The organism is Pedobacter psychrodurus, assembly GCF_032678585.1.
In the GTDB taxonomy this organism is placed as follows: Bacteria; Bacteroidota; Bacteroidia; order Sphingobacteriales; family Sphingobacteriaceae; genus Pedobacter; species Pedobacter psychrodurus_A.
Map to the genome: position 1 here is coordinate 1 of NZ_JAVTSN010000072.1, position 23,393 is coordinate 23,393.

Sequence of the window (23,393 nt, forward strand, 5' to 3'; positions counted from 1 at the left end):
TTTTAGCAGAATATAAAAACTGTTATGGATTAAAGGCAATTCCCACATAGTAGATGGCGCCTGCCATAGGGTTACCATAAGAAGTGATATAATATTTATTCAACACGTTCGAACCGCCCAGCTTAATTACTGATTGAACCGAAGGGATTCTTAAACTTACCTGGGCATCTAAAGAACTGTATGCTGGTACCTGACCAGACGCGAATGAAGAATTCCAGTAGAATTGATCCTGCCAGCGGTAAGAAATATTAAAACCAAAGTTTTTAATGATTTCTTTGTTTCCAAATCCTAAGTTATAGCGGATTTTAGGGGTATTGAAATCGTTGATATAGTTTACCGGAAGATCGCCGATCTCGTTATAAGAAACGTTACCGCTGATGGTATACTTGCCAACTAAATAATCCAGGCCTAAAGCTGCTCCATAAGAAGTTACCTTACCTTCTGCATTTACCGGCACACCGAATTTAACAAAGCTACCGCCTACATTCTGGTACACATCAACTGCGGTGATAAAATCTTTATAGATGTTGTAATAACCATAGGCATCTACCAATAAGTTTGGCAGAAGCAAACCTTTATAACCCAACTCGTAAGATTGTACGCTTTCGGGGCGGACACCTTTTGAATCAAAAGTATATTGCTGTAACAATGCCGGATTAGGCGTACCTGTTGCAGCGGCTGAGGCTAAAAATGCACGGTAACTTACGTCGGTATAAGGCTTATTGGTATCAAGATGGTATTTACTGAACATAATTTCTGGCAAACCACCGATCAACCTTTGCGAACCTCCACCCACAGAAAGGTCGATATACTGGTTCTGCGTGGTTGGGTTACGGTAACCTGTTTGATAAGAAACCCTGATGTTGTTATTTTTAGCTACCGTAAACACACCGGTTACCCTTGGCGTAAACCTGCCTTCAAAATTCTGGCTTTTATCATAACGGCCAGCAAAGGTAAATTTAACTTTATCATTAAAAAATTTCTTGCCGATTTGTCCAAATGCACCGTATTCTTTAATGTCGATAGAATTGGTTAAATCGTTAAATATTGTTCCGGCCGAATTTAAATCGTAGAGACGGTAAGATGCACCTACCTGAAACTCTACTACTTTATTAAAAAGATTGGTAAAGTTGTACATCCCCTCATAATGATAAAGATTTGATTTATCATCGAATTTCGCTCCATAAACACCTTTACTTGGATCTGATGCACTGATTGTGGTGTTCATGATATTGCTTTTTGCCACCTCAAACTGTGGAGAGCCTGGAGCAAAACGCCCCTGATCGGCAACACTTCTGGCAAATGCCTGCGCAGCAGCGTCACTCTGGCCCGCAGCTCTTGCCCCTACATAATTACCGATATATTGTGGAAACCAGGTTGTTGACGGTTTTGATAATTCATTCACGTAACTGCCCAAAATGGATGAAATATACGAATCGCCTGAGCGTTCCTGAGTGGTATAGGCTTTAAGGAAAAAATCTTCACCTTTTAATTCCAGTTTGTACTGGCCAATATTAAAGTTGCGGAGCGAATAACGGTCAGATCCTGTGTATACTGAAGTTCCTGTTCCCCAATTGGCCTGTCCAACGATCTGTACTGTATTGCTGATATTGTAATATAATGCTCCTGATGCTTTTAATGATTTGGTACCATAATCAACCAGATTTTCTTCATTATATCCTGTTCTGGATACGTTTTGATTGGGGATAAGACCTGCTTTCAAACCCACATAAAAGGGCAGATAATTTTGTACAGCAGGACGCAATCCTGCAGGCAGGCCTGCCAAAAACCCAGCCTGTTGTGCCTGATTTGGAATTGCAGCTCCAAAAGCGCCATCAAGTGTTGACTTAATATTAGGGATTAAACCTCCTGAACCTGTATTTATGCCTGCAATGGTTGCATTTTGTACACTTAAAGCAACGTTTCGCATATTCTGACTCACTTCATCACCATACACATTAATACCATCATAATTTGGATCACTGTTTCTGTCACCGCCTTTTGCGGTTCTAGAAACCCTGTCGAAATTTGTATAATTATTTCCAAACCAATCTTTGGCCTGTAAAAATGAAAACGCAGCTTTTACTCCAAATTTATTGTTCCACGATTTTGCCATGCGCACATCCAGTTGATTAAACGGCTCTACAGCACTGTTATCATCATTTACATGGTTTACTCCGGTTTTATACTGAAAACTTGCTCCAGGATACTTGAAAGGATCTTTTGAAGTCATTAATAAAGTTCCGTTTATACCACCTGCACCATACAGCGCTGATGAAGCACCTGGTAAAAGTTCTACATTATCCACATCAAGCTCGGTGATGCCCACAATATTACCAACCGAGAAATTCAGTCCCGGGGCCTGGTTATCCATTCCATCAATATACTGGTTAAAACGGGTATTGCCATTTGAATTGAAACCACGCGTATTGATCGACTTGAAAGTTAAACTCTGCATACTGCTTTCCACACCCTTCATGTTGTTCAGTGCATCGTAAAACGAAGGTGCTGCGATCTCTCTTATGGAGGCCGCGCTCATCCGCTCGATAGAAACCGGCGATTCTAAAATACGCTCAGGCGTACGCGATGCCGAAACCACCACATCACCTCCCAATACAACTGCTGTTTCCAGCTCCAGATTGATGCCTGAGGTGCTTCCGGTAACCTGCTGCTCTACCGAGCCAAAGCCAACATAAGAGGCTACTAACGTAAAGGGAAGCTTCGCTGTGGTTGTAAATGTAAAACTACCATTGCTTGTAGAGGCGGTGCCACCAGAATGGCCTTTGATGGTTAAACTTACGCCTGCTAGTCCTTCTTTCGATTGCTTATCTTTAACGGTTCCGCTCACCGTAATACTCTGTGCCTGTGCCGCAATATTACCTGCAAACACAAATAATAACACATAGAAGATCTGTGTAAAAATTCTGCTCATAAAAGATTGTTAATTTGGTTACCTAATGGTTAGTTGTACTGTTTGTTTGTATGATTAGTTACATAAACTTAAACTCTTTTTTTGAATTAAACAAATTATGTTAGCATAATAATTTCAATTCAAATTATAATTTTGATTGATATACAGTTTGTTGTATTTTGCATGGAACATAAACCGTCATTTTGCCCTATCTTAGTAAACTGACTTGTTAGCTAACCATTATGAATAAAATTAAAGCCCTGTTCTGCGTCATTATTCCGATAGCATTAGCTTTTTTATTTAATACCAAATTAGGTAGTACCCCTCCACTGTTAAAATTCCTAAATCCTTTTATGGGTTTCTGGCAAAATGCAGAGAATAATCATTTTATGTTTAACCATAAAGCAAAGATCAAAGGGGCGATAGATAAAATTGAAATCGTTTTCGATGACCGCATGATTCCACATATTTTTGCACAGAACGATCACGATCTTTATCTGGCACAAGGTTATGTTACGGCTATGCACCGCCTGTGGCAGATGGATTTCCAGACGCGTTTCGCAGCAGGAAGAATTAGTGAGGTGGTTGGCGACAGAGCCATTGAGGTTGACCGTTACCAGCGCCGGATGGGAATGGTTTATGGCGCAGAGAACTCTTTAAAGGGAATGATGGCCGATCCTAAAGCAAAGGAAATGATCCTTGCCTATACTGAGGGCATTAATGCCTATATCAAAACACTTTCAAAGGCCAATTATCCATTGGAGTATAAAATACTGGATTTTAAACCCGAAGACTGGACTCCTGTAAAATGTGCACTCCTGCTCAAACAGATGTCAGCTGTATTGGCCATGGGCTCAGACGAGTTTTACATGACCAACATCCTGAAAAAATTCGGCCCTGAGGTGACCAAAAATCTTTTCCCTGATTATCCTTTCCGTGAAGATCCGATTATCCCGGTAGGCACCAAATGGAATTTTTCTCCTTTGCCAGTACCAAAAACACCGGAAAGTTTTACCCAGGCCCAAACCGGCGAGGTAAAAACGACAGAAAAAATTGAGGGTATCGGAAGTAACAACTGGGCACTCTCAGGAGCAAAAACAGCTTCCGGTTATCCAATTTTGGCAAACGATCCACATTTGGATTTAACACTGCCATCAATCTGGTACCAGATTCAACTACATGCACCTGGTGTAAATACTTATGGTGTTTCATTACCTGGCGCTCCTGGGGTAATTATTGGCTTTAACCAGAAAATAGCCTGGGGCGTAACCAATGTAGCTGCTGATGTGCTGGATTTTTACCAGATCAAGTTTAAAGATTCCAGTCATAACCAATATTGGTACAACAATACATGGAAAGCCACAACTAAGAGATTGGAGACTATAAAAATACGTGGAGGGAAAGATGAGATAGATACGGTTTATTATACCCATCACGGACCGGTGGTATATTTCCAGAAACCAAAGTATGGCAGGGCCGATAATGTACCTGTTGGCGATGCCTTGAGGTGGATCGCCCATGATGAATCGAACGAACTGATGACTTTTTATTACCTCAACCGTGGAAAAAATTATAACGACTACCGCAAAGCCTTAACTTTTTATACTGCACCAGCACAGAATTTTGTTTTTGCCAGTGTAGATAATGATATCGCGATTACACCCAATGGTAAGTTCCCGTTAAAATGGAAAGACCAGGGCAAATTTATACTGGATGGTACAGATCCGGCGAACGATTGGCAGGGCTGGATCCCAAATGCACAGAACCCAACGGTGAAGAACCCACCACGCGGTTTTGTAAGCTCGGCCAATCAATCTTCTACCGATACTACTTATCCCTACTATATTAACTGGGAATTTGCACCTTACGAACGAGGCAAAAGGATCAACGACCGCTTATCAGCCATGAACAAGGCTACCCTGGATAGCATCCGCCTGATGCAGACCGATAATTATAGTATCATGGCACAGAACCTTGTTCCTGCTTTATTGCCTTTATTGAATAACGAGCAGTTAAATGCAACGCAAAAAGAAGCATTGGCCTACCTGAACACGTGGAACAAACGTTATGATGCCCACGAGATTGCAGCCAGTGTATTCGAAATATGGACCAAACGCCTTTCATACGATATTTGGGCCGATGAATTTGAGGTCAAAGGAATTCCGATGCGTTATCCATCAAGAGACCGTACGGTTGAAATGATTTTGAAAGAACCTGACGCCACCTGGTACGATAACATTAATACCCCTAAAAAAGAAACACTTTCCGACCTGGTGAACGAAGCTTTTAAATATAGCTGCGATAGCCTGGAAAGACGTTTTGGCCCGATAAACAAAGATTGGGACTGGGCGAATGTTAAACAGAGCAATGTACCGCATCTTGCCAAAATACCAGGTTTTGGATCTAAAGTGCTGCAGATTGGTGGGGCAAAATCGACCATTAATGCTTTAGGCGAAACCAACGGCCCTTCGTGGCGGATGGTGATCGAACTGGGCAAAACGCCAAAAGGACACGGCGTTTACCCTGGGGGGCAATCGGGCAATCCGGGAAGTAAATTCTACGACAATATGATTGATACCTGGGCAAATGGTAAACTTTACGACTTGTTCTACATGCAAAGTCCTGATGATAAATCGGGCACAGTTATTTCTCGTTTAAAAATTTCTAAATAGGCTAAAATGGTTTTCATTGTTATATTAATAATCTGTTTTCTATTGCAAATGGTTGCCCCCTGGTGGATCATTATTGTAATTGCTTTTGCAACCTGCGGCATTATCGGTAAAACCGGAAAAATAGCTTTTTGGCAGTCATTCCTTGCTATATTTTTACTGTGGATCGGTTATGCCCTTTTTAAAAGTTTGCCTAATGATAATGTACTCGCTGGCCGTGTAGCGGTTATGACGGGTATAAAAATCTGGTGGGCACTTTTATTGGTTACCGGATTTTTAAGCGGCCTGGTTGCCGGAATTAGCGGTTATTGTGGTTATCAGTTCCGCATGGCCATGCTTGCCAAAAAAACTGACGAGAAAATAGCATAATGCTTCGTACTTTTGCAGCGTGAATATTAAAGCTGACAATATCTTTTCTGTAAAAACTGCGAATGAGTTTAATGCTCTTGCCTTAAATATTTTTAAGTTACAGGCGCAAAACTGTAATGTATACCGTGAATATATTTTTCATTTGGGTGTTGATGCAGATGAAGTGACCGAAGTAAGGCAGATCCCTTTTTTACCGATCAGTTTTTTTAAAAGTCACTCGGTATTGAGCAGCACAAATCCTGTCGAAATCACTTTCAGCAGCTCAGGCACTACGGGCATGGTGCAGAGCTGCCATCATGTAACTGATGTTAAGCTGTATAAGCAAAGTTATCTTCAGGCATTCACAGCATTCTACGGAGATGTAAATGAATACTGCTTTTTAGCGCTATTACCTTCCTATCAGCAGCGATCTGGCTCATCACTGATCTATATGGTTAATGATCTGATTGAAAAGAGCGGGCATCCACAAAGTGGTTATTTTTTATATAACCACGACGAGCTGCTGCAAACCCTGCTCGAACTTAAATCAAAAAAACAAAAAACAGTTTTAATTGGTGTTACCTATGCCCTGCTCGATTTTATAGAACAGTTCGACATCAATTTCCCCGAATTAATCGTAATGGAAACGGGCGGTATGAAAGGAAAACGTAAAGAAATGGTGCGTGAAGAGCTACACGAACAGTTGACAAATGGCTTTGGTGTAAAAGCAATCCATAGTGAATACGGTATGACCGAACTTCTTTCTCAGGCCTATTCTTTGGGCGATGGCATTTTTAACTGCCCAAGCTGGATGCAGGTGCTGATCCGCGATACCAATGATCCTTTAAGTTTAATCGAAAATGGCAGAACCGGCGGTATCAATGTTATCGATCTGGCCAATATCAATTCGTGTTCGTTTATTGCCACCCAAGACTTAGGCAGGATAAATCCCGATCAAAGTTTTGAAGTACTAGGCAGGTTTGATAATGCCGATATCAGGGGTTGTAATCTTTTAGTGCAGTAAATCTTAATTCACCTTATCCGAACAATTGGCACAGATACCTGTGGCAATTAAATTGAGATGTTCTACTTTAAAGCCTGCAGGTACTTTTAATGCCGGTACTTTAACAGCATCTAAACAATAAATTTTATGACAGTTGTCGCAGTTAAAATGCACATGCTCATCATGATGTTCGTGTGCACTGCAACCACCCGAACAGATGGCGTAGTTAGCTGTCCCCTGTTGATCTAAAACCTTATGGATGATTCCTTTTTCTTCGAAGGCCTGTAGCACACGATATAAAGTAACACGGTCTGCATCTTTGCCCATCACCTGTTCTAAATAAGGCTGCGAGGTAGCAGAATCTCTTCCGCTTAAAATCTCCAGCACCTGTAAACGAGGGGCAGTTCTTTTCAGTCCGTTTTTAACTAAAAGTTTTTCGAAACGCTCTGTATTATTTTCCATAGCAATACAAAAATAAGCAATTAATTGATGATTTTGGCATTTTTGATGGTTATTGGCGGTGCGTAACTGGCATCCTTTTGCTCCAGTTTCAGAATACCCTTCACACGGATGGGTTTTTCACTATAGGGCACCGCACTTTCCATCTCAATCATAATCATGACAGGAACCCCGTTTTGTCCGCAAAAATAACATTGATTGATAGGTAGCGTTGCCAACAGGAATTTCTGTTGTTTCTGCCCGCTTTTTATGGGGATCAGATAACCGGTTAAATCAAACTCCCTGTTGTCGAAGCGTTTGATTGATTCAGAAAATAAAGGCAAAAGTTCGTTCTTTTCGGTGAGTTCGAATTTTACCGAACCGATTACGTCCCAGTTTAAAGAACGCAACTGATCATTGACGTTGTGTTTCTGTGTTTGTGCTCCAACAGTGCTGCCAAATAACAGGAAGCATACAAAATATAAGTGTTTCATCTTTTTACGGCATCTAAAAGAAAAAAAGTAGACCGGCTATCCCCAGAATCGTTGATCACAAACTTCCCCTTGAGGGTAATGGGTTCTTCCGTCCAGCCAACCGGCTTTAATGTCTTAACCTCTATCATCGAAGGGATATCGCCCGAACCACAATAAGGGCAAGAGGCAACAGGTACAATGGAAAACATAAACTCGGTAAAACTATTGCCAACCTTGGTGGGGATAATAAAGCCGGGCAGTTCGATCACCATATTATTGATCGCTTTTAACGCAGGTGGAAAAATGGCCTGCCATACCAGGGGTTTAACCTGCTTATCGTATTTCAGGCCGATCAGATTCCAGGTGGGCGTACGCATATCAGTGTGTACGCCCATCTGAGCAACAACTTTAAAAGAGATCAACAAAACAAATAAAACTGTTATACATTTTTTCATTACAACTGTTTTGCATTTAAAAGAAAAAACTCACTTCGGTCATCGCCCGAATCGTTGATGGTAAAGACTCCCCTGAGTTTAATGGGTTTTTCCGTTATGGGAAGTGCGGTCAACATTTTTACCTGCACCATTGCCGGTATGTCGCCCGAACCACAGTAAGGACAGGAAGCAATGGGTACAATGGAGAACATAAATTCGGTAAACTTCGCGCCTACTTTCGTAGGAATGATGTAGCCAGGCAATTCGATCACTTTATTCTGCAGCGCTTTTAATGCCGGCGGAAAAACACTCCCCCATTTCCCTGGTGCAATTTCGGCATCGTATCTTAATCCGATGATATTCCAGGTTGGCGTGCGCATGTCGGTATGCACTTTAACCTGCGCCGATACAATCATGACGCCAAAACTTAAAACAACCAATGAAATTACGCTCTTCATCACATTAACGGTCTTTTGTTAAAGTTTCGGCAATATCAACCTTGTAAATCTGCACGGCGGGTATCAACGAAGCCAACGTACCAATAAGTAGCCCAATCCAGATTAGATAGGCTTCCTGTGGAACTGCGATAAGTCCTGTTAATTTTGCCTGTGAAGATTCCTGGTATGCACCTATCACCTCGAGTGCAACATGCCCGATCAACAGGCCAAAACACGCACCAATAAGGGTAACCAAAATCCCCTCGAACATCACCAGAAAAAACAGTTTCGATTTCGATGCCCCAAGACAGCGCATAATGGCCAGATCGTACTTCCTTTCTTTCATCGCATTATACAGGCTGATAAAAATACTCAGTGCGGCTATCGCCATAATAAATACAGCAAACCACTGTAAGGTATCAATCCCAACTCCGATTAACGAAAATAACCTTGCACTTTCCATTGCCGGGGAGGCGGCCTGCATATTGGTACTCTGGTTAACCATCCGTGGAAAAAGAATAACCGACATTGGTGATTTGTACTGGATCAATATAGCCGTAATCTGCTTATCGTTAATTTCTTTGGCTTCTTCGGCGGCAGGATGATTGTGCATTTCTCCATGCTTTTCTTCATGCATTTTATACACGCTCCCAATATTGGTCAGGATCAGGTTATCGGTTATATTTCCCTGAGGTTTCAATATCCCTTTCACCACATAAGCATGTTGTTTATGGATATCACCATTACCGCTCAATCCGTGGGCTCCAAAAAAAGAATCGCCAATATTCAGTTTAGATGTTGAAGCCACGGTACTACCAATGGTGACCTCTAAATCCCTTTGCCAAAACTTCCCTGCCTGAATGGATAAGCCATAAAGATGAGAGAAAGTGCTATCCGTTCCAACAATCCGATAACCATCGTAATTATCGCCCAAAGCCAGGGGAACCGCTCTTTTCACCATAGGATTGCGCATGAGTTTATAGGCATCGGTAGCGGGGATATTTCCTGTTGGGTAATCGATATGGTAAATGCTGCTCAAAATCAATTGTAGCGGACTTCCTTTTGCGCCAACAACCAGATCAATATCCTTTGCGTTTTTCTCCAGCTTATTGCCGATCTGGTTGGACGCTAAATAAAGAATAGATAAAATACCCACACCAAACGCAACCAAAATGATGTTTAAGACGGTTGTTAGCCTGTTACTAGAGAGGTTTTTGATACTTATTTTAAAGATGTTCATTAGAGTAGATAGGTTTTAGTGAAATGCTCCCGAACCCTTTGGTCGTGCGTGGCTATAATCAGTGCCGCACCATTATCTTTTGCCTGACTGATCAACATTTGGATTACCTGGGCTGCATTTTCATCGTCCAAACTGGATGTCGGCTCATCAGCGATCAGCAGATCAGGTTTATTAACCAATGCCCGCGCTACTGAAACCCTTTGCAACTGTCCCTGGCTTAACTCATCAGGATAATTTTTAGCCAGATCTGCGATGCCGAGATCGTTTAAAAGCAAAAGGTTACGTTCCTGATCTATAGGCAAACCAGCCATAAGCGCAGCGATTTCCAGGTTGTCCAGTACGTTAAGTGAGCGGATCAGGTGGGGTCTTTGAAAAATAATACCAATATGTCTCCCCCTGAAACGGTCCATCCCTCTTGTTGGCAGATTATATAAACAAGTACCGTTAATCAAAATTTCGCCCTGCGTTGGTGCTAAAAGGCCAGAAATAATATTGAGCAGTGTACTCTTTCCCGAACCGGATGCCCCGAGTAAAAGCCACTGCTCCATGTCTGCAATCTCCCAATCCGGAAACTTTATTCTTCTCCCCTTCTCATAAACATGAGACAATGACTGGATATTAATCATGATGAAGTGCCTTTTGTGTTTTTTTTACCGCTAGATTTTTAATGGCGTAACGCCTGTACAGTTCTATTCCATCATTTGTACCATGCTTACAGGCAGGGTTTAACATCGTAATTAATAACAATGCGGGGATAAACAGGATCTTATAATTCTTCGACATATCAGTTGAACAGGATAAATTTTAGTGTTGATGATCTAATGGACAAGATTTGAGCATTTTTAAATTGATGTAATGCGCAGCTGCAATGGTAAATCCACCCAAAGGAATTAATATTGGCTCGAGTAATTCAATTCCCGAAAAATGCCCGAATGCAATGCAGCCAAAGCCTGTAACAAGTATTGCAATTGGGATAATACGATGATGCTGTTTCCGGTACGCGCTGCTTAAACTCCATACGCCTAAAATCAGTGAAACCCCAATCATCGCAATTTCAACCATTTCATTGGCCAAAAAACCCATACCCCACATTGGTAAAACTGTAATTAAAAATGGTAAGGCCGCGCAGTGTATCGCGCAAAGTGTTGAGGCAGTAATGCCGATCCGGTCGAGGTTAATCTTGTAGCTCCGTAGTTTCATTAAAATAAATTTAGTCCGCAAATATAAAAGCAATATAGTTGCATTTAAAATAATCAAAGCTATATTTGCAACATAATTGCATTAACATGATAAAAAAATTACCGGTAACCGTACTAAGCGGTTTTTTGGGGAGTGGCAAAACCACACTGCTCAATGCCATATTAAAGAATAAGCAAGATTTAAAAGTTGCCGTTATTGTGAACGACATGAGCGAGGTAAACATCGATGCTTCCATGATTAAAAGCCAGCATACCTTATCGAAAACAGAAGAAAAACTGGTAGAAATGAGCAATGGCTGTATCTGCTGCACCCTTCGCGAGGATTTGACGATCGAGGTGGAGAAACTGGCAAAAGAGAACCGTTTCGATTATCTGCTAATCGAAAGCACGGGGATATCCGAACCCATCCCTATAGCCCAAACTTTCTCCTTTATTGATGAAGCTTCAGGAATCGACCTGAGCAGGTTTAGCCAGTTAGACACTATGGTAACCGTTGTAGATGCCTATAACTTTTATAAAGATTTTGGCTCTGCTGAAAAACTGGCCGACCGCAACATGGTTGATGACACAGCAGACAAACGCACTATTGTAAACCTCCTAACCGACCAGATTGAGTTCGCTAATGTCATTTTATTAAATAAAACCGATCTGGTAAGCGATACCGATATTAAAGTGTTAAAGGCTTTGATTGCAAAACTGAACCCAAATGCTAAAATTTATCAGACCCTTTTCGGGGAAATTGATCCAGGCTTTATTTTAAACACTGGATTGTTTGATTTTGAATCGGCTTCTGAAGGCGCAGGCTGGAAAAAGGAGCTTGAAGAAATCCATGAGCCAGAAACCGAAGAATACGGAATAAGCTCGACGGTATTCCGGTCAAAAAAGCCGTTCCATCCCGAAAGATTTTGGAATTATATTAATAAAGAATTCCCACAGCACATTATCCGGTCGAAAGGTATATTTTATCTCGCCGCTATGCCAGAACAGGCCATTAATTTTTCGCAGGCCGGTGGTTCATTGCGTATTGACCCCGCTGGGCTTTGGTGGGCCAGCATGGAGCAAAAGGAGCGAGAACTCTATAGCGATTATCTCGAAAACAAGAGAGAAATTGATATGGATTGGGATGAGGACTTTGGCGACCGCAAAAACGAGCTGGTTTTTATCGGTCAGGAAATGGATAATGATGAGCTCAAAAAAGCGCTCGAAAACTGTCTGTTAACTCCTGCAGAAATAATAGATTACCGGTTAAACATCAGCTTTAAAAATCCATTCAGGAATGTCCTGCGCTAAAACTACAATTATTGGGCATATTAGTCGATGAAATGAATAAAATGGTAGTTTTAATATAATAATCTCTACTCTTATTTTGTTTAGATTTGATTTCCCAAACAAACTAGACGATTATGACATCCCCTAAGGACTTAGCCCTGGCTACAACCTGTCCACCTTGCCCAAAATGTAAAAATTTTGAGACATACCGGGTACCGAGAGGTTATGTTTAAAACACTGATGCCATTTGTGTCGATCAAGCGATATAAATGTTATAAGTGTTTCAACAAGTTTTACGCATTTAAATAGTGTCATCTATAATTAACAGCTCACTTTAGCCACCTACCAGTGGCTTTTTTTATTTCGCTGCAAAACCGGCTACCACAATATCGGTTTACCGTTTTAACCGGAATAAAGCTGAAAAGGATAGGTTACCGGACCAGGGGTAAGTCGAAACAAGTAGGAAAATCCTAAAACAAAAATTATTCAAACCATATTAACCTGACAAGACATGTTTTTCTCTATTGAACCAACTTTATATGCTTTATAGAAAAAAATTCGTCAAAAACTGTTAATTTTGATGTACAGGATTAATCTTAAAATCAGAAATGCCAAGTTTGAATCTAATATCAAAGCGATTAAAACATCTGTCTGAAATCCCAGATAAAAAGGAGACAATATTTTTGCATGATGTCCGTAAAGAATTTCGAGAGGATCTCCAGCATTTTATTTTTGGAGAAACCTTGATCATCAAAGACGGAAAACCTGTTGTTGGGAAAAATCTTTACAAAAACTGGCTTTTAAAGATTAGGACCAAAGGGTTTGATTATGATATTAAGTTTCTTAAATGGAGATTTCAGCGAAGTTAAAAAAGATTGATCGCCTAAAAAAAAAGCGGATGATGCCCGTGCATACAAAGACTGGGATCAGGAATTCATTGAATAAGTTGGATTATATGAACAGCTTTGAAGCTGAAGAAAATATGCCGGGGTCAATGTTAGATTTTATGGCAGACCGATTGATCGAAAGCCTGAAAACTAAAGAAAAATTTATAAAAAACAGTTTACTTTAATCTTCTTCAGTAGAATTTTAAATTCGGGCCCAATGAATAATCGTTTAATTTCATTGGGCCCAAAAATTTTATTCAGCAATCAAAAGGAAGTAGTTTTTCTTTCCTTTTTGAACGACAATGAATTTATCGTTTATCAGATGATCGGCAGTAAAGATCTGTGCCATTTCAGCCACCTTTTCTTTATTTACCGAAACGCCACCACCCTGAATGGTTTTTTTAGCCTCCCCTTTTGATGGGAAAATGGCCGATTTTTCAGCGAGTAGACTTGCAGCATCGATTCCTGCACCAAGTTCTTCAATTAAGATCTTGTATTGTGGTATGCCATCAAATATATCCAATACCGCTTTATCGGATAAACCTTTTAAAAATTCTAAAGATCCGTTTCCGAATAAAAATTCTGAAGTTTTAATAGCTGTTTCCAGAGATTCAACAGAATGTGTTTTCACCGTAATATCTTCTGCCAACGCTTTTTGAAGAATACGCAAATGCGGAGCAGCATCATGTTCTTTTTCTAATGCTTCTATTTCTTCTTTATTTTTCAATGTAAAAATGCGGATCCATTTTTTCACATCATCATCTGATGCATTAAGCCAAAACTGGTAGAATTTATATGGAGAGGTTTTCTCAGGATCTAACCAAACTGCACCACTTTCGGTTTTACCGAATTTGGTTCCGTCGGCTTTTTTAATGAGCTGAGTGGTAATCGCATAAGCTGTTCCGGCGTCTTTTCTTCTGATCAGCTCGGTACCGGTAACAATATTCCCCCATTGATCGGAACCACCCATCTGTACCAAACAGTTTTCGTTTTTCCATAAATGGTAGAAATCGTAACCCTGAATCAACTGGTAGCAGAACTCAGTAAAAGATAAACCAGAGTCGCCTTCCAAACGTCTCTTAACACTATCCTTTGCCATCATGTAGTTTACGGTAATGTGTTTACCTACATCTCTGATAAAGGTAAAAAGGTTCATATCCTTAAACCAATCGGCATTATTCACCATTACGGCACCGTTTCCACCGTCTTCAAATTTCAGGAATTTAGCCAGTTGCTTTTTCATTCCCTTCAGGTTGTGTTCAATCATTTCAGGCGTTTGCAGATTACGTTCATCAGATTTCCCTGATGGATCGCCCACCATACCCGTAGCACCACCAACCAAAGCAAATGGTTTGTGCCCGGCATTTTGAAAATGAATCAGGGTCATGATCTGCGTTAAGTGACCAACATGCAACGAATCTGCAGTAGGGTCGAAACCGATATAACCAGAAGTCATACCCTCGTTTAACTTTTCTTCAGTATTCGGCATAATATCATGTAGCATGCCACGCCATCTTAACTCTTCAACAAAATTCGTCATTGTACAAACACTTTAATAATGTGCGTGCAAAGATAAAATTTTAGCTTAGTTTAAAGCAAATTAGTTGGTTTTGTAAACCAGTTCTTAAAATCGGCCTTCGCGGCTTCAAAATCTGGATGGCCGATAAGGCAGTCGAGGCTTGCATTACTCCGGATGGACTGATTTGGAACACCCCCGCCATTTAACCAATTATCGCTTAGTTTTTTGATCAACGAAACTTCATCCTCCTCTACCGCATCCATATCCATGGTGTTAAGCTTCACATATTCGTCTTTATTTATTCCTGCAGGCAGATCCCAGTATTTTCCTGTGGCATCATCAACCAATACCGGTCTTAAAGCAGGGTTCATGCGGATAAAATCTACGGGTTTGGCCGGCATATCGGGATTCAGGATCATGTAGGCCACAAAAGCTGCAGTATCAGGTGGATCGTTTAAAATACTTGTTCCCATTTTTTGGATATCCTTAATCAAACCGGGCGCCTCTTGTTTCGCTTTGAGTTCGTCATATTTTACAGGGATTTCCTCATCATACTGGAGCTGCGAAACCGTTCCTGTCCCTATTGAAAGTATCTGGATATTTTCGATTCCGTATTGTGCCTTGTTGCAAATGGCTTCAGTGACAGCAACCAAAACCGGGTTATTATTACCTGTAACCCCTCCATCCCAATAATATTTGGGTTTATTGTTCACCTTAAACGTAGCTGGCTCATTAAAATAGTTAACAGGTGCTGTGCTGGAGGCGTGGATGGCATCAACCAAACTCACCATACAATCTGTCGGTGTTGCGGCCTGTGAAGTTAAATTCTTAAGCTTTCTTTCAATAACCGAAGTGGCGGCCATACTATCACAATCAGACCGGAACAACTCTGCCCTATTGCGGTAATAATCATAAGCAATAATCAAAAACTGAGTTTTAATTGCTCCATTTAACGCGATATGAGCCGGAATATCCATCATATCGATCTGCGCAATTCCAGGCAAAATTTCTTTTAAGGCGATATGTTTTCGCCTGGTGGCATATTTCGCTCCGATCTTAAATATCCTAGCTACACTGGCCAACAGACTTTTTTCAAAAAAACTCAGTCTCGAAAAAACTCTGTTCCGCAGTTTTTCATCCTCAAAAACCTTTTCTATTTCAGAGAGTTTTAGGTTTTCGGCCATTGCTGCCGCGACCAAACTGCCACCACTATTGGCCGATACTAAATCAAACTCGGCTAAAACCTCATGTCCGGTAGGATCTGGATTATTAAAAGTTTCGGCGAAGAGCTTACGCAGGCATTTTACTTGGATAAGCGCCCAGGAACCACCGCCATCGAGCGATAATATCCTGTAAGTTTTAGCATTAGGCATGATGCATAGGATTTAGGAACGATTAAAGCTATACAAAATCCATCTGCAAAACAATATAGATTTACGGTCAATATTTCCAGTTTAGGTTTTACAACATGTAAGAAAACATTACCTTGCAACATGAACTTTTTATCCCATTATTATTTCGACCGAGCAGATAAAGACGCCCATGTGGTAATGGGAACGGTTTTGCCAGATCTGATTAAAAATGCGGCAAAAGAAGCAAATCTATATCCACAAAAGAATGAATTCCTATTTAAAGGAAACCCTGATGAAGAAAACTTATTAATCGGCTGGAAAAGACACCTGGCGGTAGACCTCTTCTTTCATTCCTCTAATTTCTTTCTGGAGAAAACTACCGAACTGAAGCAGCTCATTAAACCGATTGTAGAAAATACTGCGGTTCGCCCCTCTTTCCTGGCACATATCGGTTTAGAACTTTTATTAGATCACTTATTGATCGAACACAACCTCATTCAGGTGAACCATTTTTACGATAAGCTTAGTGCAGTCAAAAAAGAATCATTAAGCGATTTCCTGGAACACTGTAATCTGAAAAATCCAGCAATATTTTTCAACTTTCTGGAAAAGTTCATCAGTAGCAAATACCTCTTGAGTTATCAAAAGTTGGAAAACATCAGCTATGCGCTTAACAGGATATGTATGCGTTTATGGCCCGAAACACTGAACGAAAAACAGCTAGAACAGCTTACCTTTCAACTCGGAATTTTCAAAGCTGTTTTAGAAAAAGATTTTATGGACATTTTTGAGGAGATTGAAGGGAAGTTGTCATAACAAATTTTAGTTACTCCTATCAGTTTATGTGTTCAATAAAGTTTATATTATAAATATTGGATTATTCAAACCCTAAAATGTTCGATATTCTTTTATTGAAAAAATTATTATCAGGTTACCGATTAGATTTTAAAAATTCTGGAAGTTTAGTCATTTGCCTTATTTATCATTATCTAATAGTCCAAATAGCTCTTCATTAAAAAATATGTCTTTACAATAAAGATGTTTATCAAAAAAATATAGTTCATATAAAGACAATTTCATACATTTATTACTGGCTAGACAATGGATTATTAAATGCCAATACAGCTCAATATACAGGTAACAACGGTTTACTGTTAGAAACAGTAGTGTATAAAGAACTATATCTCAAATTCGGAAGCATTTATAATAACAATATTTATTGTTATACCGAGGCTTCAGGCGAATGCGATTTCATAATTTACCCAGAAGGGGGAACTGCTATACCTATACATGTAAGCTGGTCGCTCACCGACCCAGACACAAGGAGCAGGGAAATAAAAGGATTACTTAAAGCAGCCACATATTGCAAGGTAAATAAAGCCTTGATCATTACCCTCGATGAAGAAGAGGATTTGGATATAGATGGAGTAAACATTCAAATTATACCAGCCTGGAAATGGATGTTAAGGCCCTGAAATTTAATTTAATGAACGGTTAACAAAGTTTTAAGCAAAGATGTCGAATTATAAATTTTAATAAAGCTTAGATAAATATAACATCTGAGCAATCAAGTGGATTTTCCCAGAATTATTTCTCACCATCATAAAACCAATTCATCCTTTTTTTATATTTGTAAATGCCCTTAACTGCAATAAAAGAAGAAATGGATGCCCTTGTGTCCGAATTAAACCAGCACAATTATAATTATTATGTGCTGGCCATGCCTACTATCGGCGATTATGAGTTTGATAAAAAATTAAAACATTTAGCTGAACTGGAAAAAGCAAATCCAGATTTTGCTGACCCCAATTCGCCTACCCAGCGTGTAGGTGGCGATATCACCAAAAACTTCATCACCGTAAACCACAAATACCCAATGTTATCGTTGGGAAATACCTATAACGAGCAAGATCTCCGCGATTTTGACGAACGCATCCGTAAAGCTATCGGCGATAATTTCGAATATGTCTGTGAACTGAAATTTGATGGTTTATCGATTAGTCTGACCTACGAAAACGGCAAACTTTTAAGAGCTGTTACCCGTGGTGATGGTACCAAAGGTGATGATGTAACCAATAATGTAAAAACTATTCATACCATCCCGCACCAAATTAAATCGACCGTTGCTCCTGAACATTTCGAAATCCGTGGTGAGATTTTTATGCACAAAGCAGCTTTTTTACGGCTAAATGCGGCCCGCGAAGAACTTGGAGAAATTCCATATGCAAATCCGCGGAACTTTGCCTCGGGCACGATAAAAATGCAGGATAGCGGGGAAGTAGCCAAAAGACCTTTAGATGGCTTTATTTATTTTCTATATACCGATAAAAATGAATTCAAAAACCACTGGGAAAGTTTAAACGCGGTAAAAGACTGGGGCTTTCATGTTTGCGAACACAACAGATTGGTTTCGAACATTGATGCCGTTCTGGAATTTATCCACCATTGGGAAAACGAACGTTTTAAATTGAGTTATGATATTGATGGGATCGTAATTAAGGTAAACAACTATGCACAACAGCAGGAACTGGGTTTTACATCCAAATCGCCACGTTGGGCAATTTCATATAAATATAAAGCAGCAGAGGTTGAAACGGTTTTAGAAAAGGTAACCTACCAGGTTGGTAGAACCGGGGCAGTTACCCCCGTGGCCAACCTAAAACCAGTATTATTGGCCGGAACAACTGTTAAACGCGCTACGCTGCACAATGCCAATGAAATTGAGCGCTTAGATTTACATGAAGGCGATACGGTATATGTTGAAAAAGGTGGCGAGATAATACCAAAAATCATTAAGGTGAATATGGAAAAACGTTTGCCGGATGCCGTGAAAGTACATTATCTTCATAACTGCCCAGAATGTGGCACCGAACTGATCAGGAAAGAAGGTGAAGCAGTACACTACTGTCCTAATGATGAGGGCTGTCCGCCACAGATTGTGGGCAAAATACAACATTTCATTTCACGCAAGGCCATGAATATTGATGGACTTGGCGACGAAACCATCGAAACATTTTATAAACACGGTTTGGTAAATCACATCAGTGACTTATATACTTTATACCAAAAATCGGATCAATTGAAAACGCTTGATCGCTTTGGGGAACGTTCGATAGAAAACATGCTGGCAGGGATTGAAAAGTCTAAAGAAATGCCTTTCGAGAAAGTTCTCTTTGGTTTGGGAATCCGTTATGTTGGCGAAACGGTTGCAAAGAAAACGGCTGCCGGCGTGAAGAATATCGACAACCTTTCTCAGGCAACCGTAGAAGAATTAATCGCGATTGATGAGATCGGGCAGCGAATTGCAGAGAGTATTGTTGAGTATTTTGGAAAAACTGAGCATTTACAGCAGGTAGAATTACTAAAATTAGCAGGATTACAGTTTGAAATTGAAGAAAAAGTAATTACGCTTGATAGTGACAAACTTATTGGAAAAACATTCGTAATTTCGGGCGTTTTTGAAAACTTTAGCCGCGATGAGCTGAAAGATAAAATTGAGGCCAATGGAGGCAAAATGCTGAGCAGTATCTCCGGGAAATTAAATTACCTGGTAGCAGGCGACAATATGGGCCCTTCGAAATTGGAAAAAGCGAATAAGCTCAACGTTCCGATCATCGGTGATGCCGAACTTTTAGAAATGATAAAATAAAGTGAGAGAATGATTGAATTGGTAAATGACAGTATGTTGTGACATCCTATCATTCACTAATTCAAAATTCAATAATTATAAATTAAAAATGAACAAATTTCAGGGTACTGGTGTAGCATTGGTTACACCTTTCAACACAGATGGATCAGTTGATTATAACGGCTTAAAGAACCTGATTAATCATTTGGTAGACGGAGGGATAGATTACCTCGTTTCTTTAGGTACAACCGGCGAAACCGCTACAATGACCAAGGACGAGAAGAAGAAGGTGTGGGCCTATACTGCTGAAATTAACAATAACAGATTACCTTTAGTAGCCGGAATCGGCGGCAATGATACTTTGGCCGTTGCCGAAGACATTAAATCTTTTGATACCACAGGCTACAGTGCCATTTTATCGGTTAGTCCTTATTACAACAAACCTACACAGGAAGGAATTTATCAGCACTATAAATATTTAGCAGAAATTTCTCCATTGGATTTGATCTTATACAATGTACCAGGCCGTACGGGAAGCAACATGAGTCCTGAAACGACTTGCAGGTTGGCACATGATTTTAAAAACATCATCGCCACCAAAGAGGCTTCTGGAAGTTTTGATCAGTTTAACCAGATTATGAGAGATAAACCTCAGGATTTTCTTTTAATTTCTGGCGACGATCCGATTACTTTACCTATGGTTGCTTTGGGTGCATCAGGTTTGATTTCGGTAATTGGTAATGCTTTGCCTAAGCAACTTTCTGATATGGTTAGACAATGTTTGGCTGGTGATTTTAAAAATGCTGCTCCAGCGCATTTAAGCTTAATTGAGTTTACGCGTTTAGCCTTTGCAGAAGGTAACCCGGCAGGCATTAAAGCAGCATTAAAGCATTTGGACATTTGTGGAGACACGGTAAGATTACCATTGGTTAAAGCTTCTTCCTCTTTAGAAAAATCGATTGTAGCAGAAATAGAAAAACTGAGCGTGGCCGTTTAAATCACGATCTATATTAATTTTAGAACAGATTGTTTGATTTTGCTGAAAAGCAGATGATGGCAATCTGTTTTTTTTTGTGTAAACAAAAAAAAACAGAAATAAATCAGCAGACAATCAAAGGGTTAAGATAAATCCTCAAAACTCCAATTCTTTACAAGTTTTAGGAATATTAAGGGCATCATTATTGAATCGGCATTCATACACACAAATAAACACACACACATGAAAAAATTATTTTTAATTGCCCTCGTGACAGTAATGGCCACGGGCTGCAGTGTTAGGTACTATGAACCTAAATTCAACCTGGGAATGACTGAGCAAGATTTCAAGAATTCCAATCGTTCTGCGACCCAGGTTTATGGGGATGAAAAGGATATGTTGATTTATAGGACATATAATCAATTTACAGAAACCTACACTTTTTTTCGCTTCAGCAAAGCTAAACTTGTACAGTTCGGCGAGGGAGTTTATCCAGATGATTATAAACTTTTACCCTTACAGCAATAATATCTAAGCCAAATATTTTACTGCTGTTAGGATGATCAAACATTTTGTAAAATCAGATTGCTTGGCCTATGATCAGTTTATTAAATAGGCAAAAAAAGACCTTTGAATTAAACTCAAAGGTCTTTTATAAAGATTGCATTTTTATGCTATCAATTTATTTCTTCTTTCCATGAGTAGGTTATCTTGCCACACACCTTTAGCTTTGCCTATTTTTTCCATGTAGCCCACTACCCTGAAGCCGGCTTTTTCATGAATTTTTAATATCGCAGAATTTTGCAGAAATATACCGGCCTGCAACATCCAGATACCTTTTTTTTCACTCTCTTTAACTAAAGCATCTAATAATAGTGAGCCTATGCCCTGGCCTTTATGACCCTGCTTTACATACACTTCTATTTCGCCAACTCCACCTGTATCAAAATTTGCCGACACAGGCAAGAGCGCGCTCCATCCCACAATCTCCTTATCCTGGCAGGCTACAAACCTACAGGTCTTAAGGTGCGAAGCGTCCCAATCTTTCCACGAAATTTCTGGTGTTCTAAAACTTGCAGTACCTGTTTCGATTCCTTCCTGATAGATAGCCCTAATCTCATCCCAATCTCTTGAGCGCATCATTTTTATCATAGTCTTAATTAATTTTGGCCAAATTAGCCTATGAAATCTATAGTGTATGTTTGTTTTATTGCGAAAATAACTAAACATAGGCCATATCTAGTACGATACAGAAACAAGTTTGTCCTGTATTATAAATCGACACAATTATATAATTAAAAGCATCTTTTGAGGGTATTTCTGTAACAAAAACGTTAAGCTAACGTTTTTTTTATTTAGGTTTTTCGAATATTCAACAGGACTCATTCCTACCAGTTTTTTGAAAGAATTATAAAAAGCACTACGTGACGAAAAACCTGCACTGTAAGCCAGTGCCTCTAAGGTAAAATTTTGCATGATATCGGGGTTTCTGATGCTTTCCTTTATCCAATTTACACGGTATTGATTGATGTAATCGATAAAGCTTTTATTAAAGTAGCCATTCAATAAAATAGAAAGTTTATGACTGCTTAAACCTATCTCTTGAGCAAGAGATTGAAGCCTGATATCTTTATGCCTAAACGACTGTTGTTTATTGATATGCTGTTCTAATTTCCGCCTCCATTCTTCCAGTTCTTTATCCCTGTTTTTCCCTGGGAAATTTTTCTGAATGGATAGAAGTGTTGAAGCTTTAACGTTTAATAGCGAAGCAACCAGTTCTAGGGGAAGGCGGTCTAAATAACCAGGGTTAGTTTTGGCAAAGTACAGGTATCTTTCTTTAGCGTTTCCCACCCGAATAATATGTGCCCTTTGCTGGGCATCCCTATAATATTTTTCCAAAACCACCCTGAAGATATAATTCAGCTCGAAGTGATGCAAAAAAAGCCGGTTGAGTTCATTGTTATGCATCGCCAGCAGATGCGTATCCTCAACAGCCACTACATACTCTCACGATTAGCCCGATCCATGAAGCCCTGATATTGAACTTACAAAATCGTTCTCAACAGAAATATAGGTCGTTATTTTTTGTTTATTATGGGAAGTGCAACCCATTAATGCCCCTTTAACAATAAAGTACATGTACTCGCATACTTCGTTCTCGTTAATCAGGATCTGATCTTTTTTAATCATTAGCTGTAAAAGATGCGCTTCAAACTCCTCCACCAACTTCATATCTATTGGATAAACGGCCGACATAATATCCAGGACATGCTTGATATCTTTAGTATCTGCCGGGAAATATTGCAAATATTTTGACACCTTAATACAGTTAATAATGTTTACTGATAACACCAGTTGTTATCTTACTCAGATCGCAAATAGATATAATATAATTGAGCACGAAAATGCAGTCTTTAATTATTCTTTACATTTAGTTCTGTACTCCATAGATAGGAAAAACCATTAAATCTACTTTTTAGGGTATCAATACGAAGAAATATAAGTACTGAAAAATGAAAGCTAACAAAACTTACCGGATGAAGAATAATTTGTCTCACATATTTTAAAAGGATAAAAATATTTGACAGTTATATCACAGAAAAATAAAAG

Annotated in this window: 24 protein-coding genes; 10 read left to right on the top strand and 14 right to left on the bottom strand. The window is 39.6% G+C overall.

Annotated features, from left to right (window positions below; translation table 11 throughout):
• Nucleotides 1–22: 22 nt before the first annotated feature.
• A complete protein-coding gene (locus tag R2S57_RS28590) occupies nt 23–2,932 on the bottom strand; it encodes a TonB-dependent receptor (protein ID WP_316848323.1) in 2,910 nt (969 codons plus the stop codon).
• 221 nt (nt 2,933–3,153) lie between these two features.
• Here R2S57_RS28590 and R2S57_RS28595 point away from each other — a divergent pair, with 221 nt between their 5' ends.
• The 3 genes from R2S57_RS28595 to R2S57_RS28605 are packed head-to-tail and all read left to right on the top strand — an operon-like array spanning nt 3,154 to nt 6,952.
• Nucleotides 3,154–5,583: a penicillin acylase family protein gene (locus R2S57_RS28595; protein ID WP_316848324.1), complete on the top strand. Its 2,430-nt coding sequence runs from the start codon at nt 3,154–3,156 to the stop codon at nt 5,581–5,583.
• A gap of 6 nt (nt 5,584–5,589) precedes the next feature.
• Nucleotides 5,590–5,949 carry a hypothetical protein gene (locus tag R2S57_RS28600; protein WP_316848325.1) on the top strand — a complete coding sequence of 120 codons (360 nt, stop codon included), beginning with the start codon at nt 5,590–5,592 and terminating at the stop codon, nt 5,947–5,949.
• Between the two features lie 19 nt (nt 5,950–5,968).
• Nucleotides 5,969–6,952 (top strand): acyl transferase, encoded by a 984-nt coding sequence (locus tag R2S57_RS28605; RefSeq protein WP_410479118.1) that lies wholly within the window; start codon nt 5,969–5,971, stop codon nt 6,950–6,952.
• Nucleotides 6,953–6,955: 3 nt separating this feature from the next.
• On the opposite strand, the gene R2S57_RS28610 is transcribed toward R2S57_RS28605, so the two are convergent.
• Genes R2S57_RS28610 through R2S57_RS28645 form a run of 8 tightly spaced genes read right to left on the bottom strand, consistent with a single transcriptional unit; the run spans nt 6,956 to nt 11,153 of the window.
• Complete coding sequence (locus R2S57_RS28610) at nt 6,956–7,393, bottom strand: Fur family transcriptional regulator (RefSeq protein WP_316848326.1); 438 nt, start codon at nt 7,391–7,393, stop codon at nt 6,956–6,958.
• Nucleotides 7,394–7,413: 20 nt separating this feature from the next.
• Nucleotides 7,414–7,863, bottom strand: a complete 450-nt coding sequence (locus tag R2S57_RS28615) for a hypothetical protein (protein ID WP_316848327.1) — start codon at nt 7,861–7,863, stop codon at nt 7,414–7,416.
• Nucleotides 7,860–8,297 (bottom strand): hypothetical protein, encoded by a 438-nt coding sequence (locus R2S57_RS28620; RefSeq protein ID WP_316848328.1) that lies wholly within the window; start codon nt 8,295–8,297, stop codon nt 7,860–7,862. Before R2S57_RS28620 ends, R2S57_RS28615 begins: the two co-directional genes overlap by 4 nt.
• Nucleotides 8,297–8,734, bottom strand: a complete 438-nt coding sequence (locus tag R2S57_RS28625) for a hypothetical protein (RefSeq protein ID WP_316848329.1) — start codon at nt 8,732–8,734, stop codon at nt 8,297–8,299. The genes R2S57_RS28620 and R2S57_RS28625 overlap by 1 nt, the downstream gene beginning before the upstream one ends.
• Nucleotides 8,735–8,738: 4 nt before the next feature.
• Nucleotides 8,739–9,953 carry an ABC transporter permease gene (locus R2S57_RS28630; protein ID WP_316848330.1) on the bottom strand — a complete coding sequence of 405 codons (1,215 nt, stop codon included), beginning with the start codon at nt 9,951–9,953 and terminating at the stop codon, nt 8,739–8,741.
• Entirely contained in the window at nt 9,953–10,579 is a 627-nt protein-coding gene (locus R2S57_RS28635; protein ID WP_316848331.1) for an ABC transporter ATP-binding protein, read from the bottom strand. The genes R2S57_RS28630 and R2S57_RS28635 overlap by 1 nt, the downstream gene beginning before the upstream one ends.
• A complete protein-coding gene (locus tag R2S57_RS28640; RefSeq protein ID WP_316848332.1) occupies nt 10,572–10,736 on the bottom strand; it encodes a hypothetical protein in 165 nt (54 codons plus the stop codon). Before R2S57_RS28640 ends, R2S57_RS28635 begins: the two co-directional genes overlap by 8 nt.
• 21 nt (nt 10,737–10,757) lie before the next feature.
• Entirely contained in the window at nt 10,758–11,153 is a 396-nt protein-coding gene (locus tag R2S57_RS28645) for a MerC domain-containing protein (RefSeq protein ID WP_316848333.1), read from the bottom strand.
• An 86-nt stretch (nt 11,154–11,239) separates the two neighbouring features.
• On the opposite strand from R2S57_RS28645, the gene R2S57_RS28650 reads away from it, so the two are divergent.
• Both R2S57_RS28650 and R2S57_RS28655 read left to right on the top strand, forming a co-directional pair.
• Complete coding sequence (locus R2S57_RS28650; protein ID WP_316848334.1) at nt 11,240–12,442, top strand: GTP-binding protein; 1,203 nt, start codon at nt 11,240–11,242, stop codon at nt 12,440–12,442.
• Between the two features lie 587 nt (nt 12,443–13,029).
• Nucleotides 13,030–13,290: a hypothetical protein gene (locus R2S57_RS28655; RefSeq protein ID WP_316848335.1), complete on the top strand. Its 261-nt coding sequence runs from the start codon at nt 13,030–13,032 to the stop codon at nt 13,288–13,290.
• Between the two features lie 271 nt (nt 13,291–13,561).
• Here R2S57_RS28655 and tyrS read toward each other — a convergent pair whose 3' ends face one another.
• Entirely contained in the window at nt 13,562–14,848 is a 1,287-nt protein-coding gene (tyrS, locus tag R2S57_RS28660; protein ID WP_316848336.1) for a tyrosine--tRNA ligase, read from the bottom strand.
• Nucleotides 14,849–14,898: 50 nt separating this feature from the next.
• Nucleotides 14,899–16,200: a patatin-like phospholipase family protein gene (locus tag R2S57_RS28665; protein WP_316848337.1), complete on the bottom strand. Its 1,302-nt coding sequence runs from the start codon at nt 16,198–16,200 to the stop codon at nt 14,899–14,901.
• A gap of 120 nt (nt 16,201–16,320) precedes the next feature.
• Here R2S57_RS28665 and R2S57_RS28670 point away from each other — a divergent pair, with 120 nt between their 5' ends.
• From R2S57_RS28670 to R2S57_RS28690, 5 genes are all read left to right on the top strand, one after another.
• Nucleotides 16,321–16,995: a hypothetical protein gene (locus R2S57_RS28670; RefSeq protein WP_316848338.1), complete on the top strand. Its 675-nt coding sequence runs from the start codon at nt 16,321–16,323 to the stop codon at nt 16,993–16,995.
• Between the two features lie 266 nt (nt 16,996–17,261).
• Nucleotides 17,262–17,654, top strand: a complete 393-nt coding sequence (locus R2S57_RS28675; protein ID WP_316848346.1) for a DUF4143 domain-containing protein — start codon at nt 17,262–17,264, stop codon at nt 17,652–17,654.
• A gap of 161 nt (nt 17,655–17,815) precedes the next feature.
• Complete coding sequence (ligA, locus tag R2S57_RS28680) at nt 17,816–19,828, top strand: NAD-dependent DNA ligase LigA (RefSeq protein WP_316848339.1); 2,013 nt, start codon at nt 17,816–17,818, stop codon at nt 19,826–19,828.
• 88 nt (nt 19,829–19,916) lie between these two features.
• Nucleotides 19,917–20,804: a 4-hydroxy-tetrahydrodipicolinate synthase gene (gene dapA, locus R2S57_RS28685; protein WP_316848340.1), complete on the top strand. Its 888-nt coding sequence runs from the start codon at nt 19,917–19,919 to the stop codon at nt 20,802–20,804.
• A 222-nt stretch (nt 20,805–21,026) separates the two neighbouring features.
• Nucleotides 21,027–21,311 (top strand): hypothetical protein, encoded by a 285-nt coding sequence (locus R2S57_RS28690; protein WP_316848341.1) that lies wholly within the window; start codon nt 21,027–21,029, stop codon nt 21,309–21,311.
• 141 nt (nt 21,312–21,452) lie between these two features.
• On the opposite strand, the gene R2S57_RS28695 is transcribed toward R2S57_RS28690, so the two are convergent.
• The 3 genes from R2S57_RS28695 to R2S57_RS28705 all read right to left on the bottom strand — a co-directional run bounded on the left by R2S57_RS28695 (nt 21,453) and on the right by R2S57_RS28705 (nt 23,102).
• Nucleotides 21,453–21,926, bottom strand: a complete 474-nt coding sequence (locus R2S57_RS28695; protein WP_316848342.1) for an N-acetyltransferase family protein — start codon at nt 21,924–21,926, stop codon at nt 21,453–21,455.
• Between the two features lie 144 nt (nt 21,927–22,070).
• Nucleotides 22,071–22,751 (bottom strand): AraC family transcriptional regulator, encoded by a 681-nt coding sequence (locus tag R2S57_RS28700; protein WP_316848343.1) that lies wholly within the window; start codon nt 22,749–22,751, stop codon nt 22,071–22,073.
• A 45-nt stretch (nt 22,752–22,796) separates the two neighbouring features.
• Nucleotides 22,797–23,102, bottom strand: a complete 306-nt coding sequence (locus R2S57_RS28705) for a hypothetical protein (protein ID WP_316848344.1) — start codon at nt 23,100–23,102, stop codon at nt 22,797–22,799.
• Between the last annotated feature and the right edge of the window lie 291 nt (nt 23,103–23,393).

Coding starts and splice junctions, on each gene's coding strand:
- R2S57_RS28655 (WP_316848335.1), top strand. CDS start 13,030: ATGCCAAGTTTGAATCTAATATCAAAGCGATTAAAACATCTGTCTGAA.
- R2S57_RS28670 (WP_316848338.1), top strand. CDS start 16,321: ATGAACTTTTTATCCCATTATTATTTCGACCGAGCAGATAAAGACGCC.
- R2S57_RS28700 (WP_316848343.1), bottom strand. CDS start 22,751: ATGCATAACAATGAACTCAACCGGCTTTTTTTGCATCACTTCGAGCTG.
- R2S57_RS28620 (WP_316848328.1), bottom strand. CDS start 8,297: ATGAAAAAATGTATAACAGTTTTATTTGTTTTGTTGATCTCTTTTAAA.
- R2S57_RS28630 (WP_316848330.1), bottom strand. CDS start 9,953: ATGAACATCTTTAAAATAAGTATCAAAAACCTCTCTAGTAACAGGCTA.
- ligA (WP_316848339.1), top strand. CDS start 17,816: ATGCCCTTAACTGCAATAAAAGAAGAAATGGATGCCCTTGTGTCCGAA.
- tyrS (WP_316848336.1), bottom strand. CDS start 14,848: ATGACGAATTTTGTTGAAGAGTTAAGATGGCGTGGCATGCTACATGAT.
- R2S57_RS28590 (WP_316848323.1), bottom strand. CDS start 2,932: ATGAGCAGAATTTTTACACAGATCTTCTATGTGTTATTATTTGTGTTT.
- R2S57_RS28650 (WP_316848334.1), top strand. CDS start 11,240: ATGATAAAAAAATTACCGGTAACCGTACTAAGCGGTTTTTTGGGGAGT.
- R2S57_RS28640 (WP_316848332.1), bottom strand. CDS start 10,736: ATGTCGAAGAATTATAAGATCCTGTTTATCCCCGCATTGTTATTAATT.
- R2S57_RS28615 (WP_316848327.1), bottom strand. CDS start 7,863: ATGAAACACTTATATTTTGTATGCTTCCTGTTATTTGGCAGCACTGTT.
- R2S57_RS28690 (WP_316848341.1), top strand. CDS start 21,027: ATGAAAAAATTATTTTTAATTGCCCTCGTGACAGTAATGGCCACGGGC.
- dapA (WP_316848340.1), top strand. CDS start 19,917: ATGAACAAATTTCAGGGTACTGGTGTAGCATTGGTTACACCTTTCAAC.
- R2S57_RS28610 (WP_316848326.1), bottom strand. CDS start 7,393: ATGGAAAATAATACAGAGCGTTTCGAAAAACTTTTAGTTAAAAACGGA.
- R2S57_RS28635 (WP_316848331.1), bottom strand. CDS start 10,579: ATGATTAATATCCAGTCATTGTCTCATGTTTATGAGAAGGGGAGAAGA.
- R2S57_RS28665 (WP_316848337.1), bottom strand. CDS start 16,200: ATGCCTAATGCTAAAACTTACAGGATATTATCGCTCGATGGCGGTGGT.
- R2S57_RS28600 (WP_316848325.1), top strand. CDS start 5,590: ATGGTTTTCATTGTTATATTAATAATCTGTTTTCTATTGCAAATGGTT.
- R2S57_RS28595 (WP_316848324.1), top strand. CDS start 3,154: ATGAATAAAATTAAAGCCCTGTTCTGCGTCATTATTCCGATAGCATTA.
- R2S57_RS28645 (WP_316848333.1), bottom strand. CDS start 11,153: ATGAAACTACGGAGCTACAAGATTAACCTCGACCGGATCGGCATTACT.
- R2S57_RS28695 (WP_316848342.1), bottom strand. CDS start 21,926: ATGATGCGCTCAAGAGATTGGGATGAGATTAGGGCTATCTATCAGGAA.
- R2S57_RS28625 (WP_316848329.1), bottom strand. CDS start 8,734: ATGAAGAGCGTAATTTCATTGGTTGTTTTAAGTTTTGGCGTCATGATT.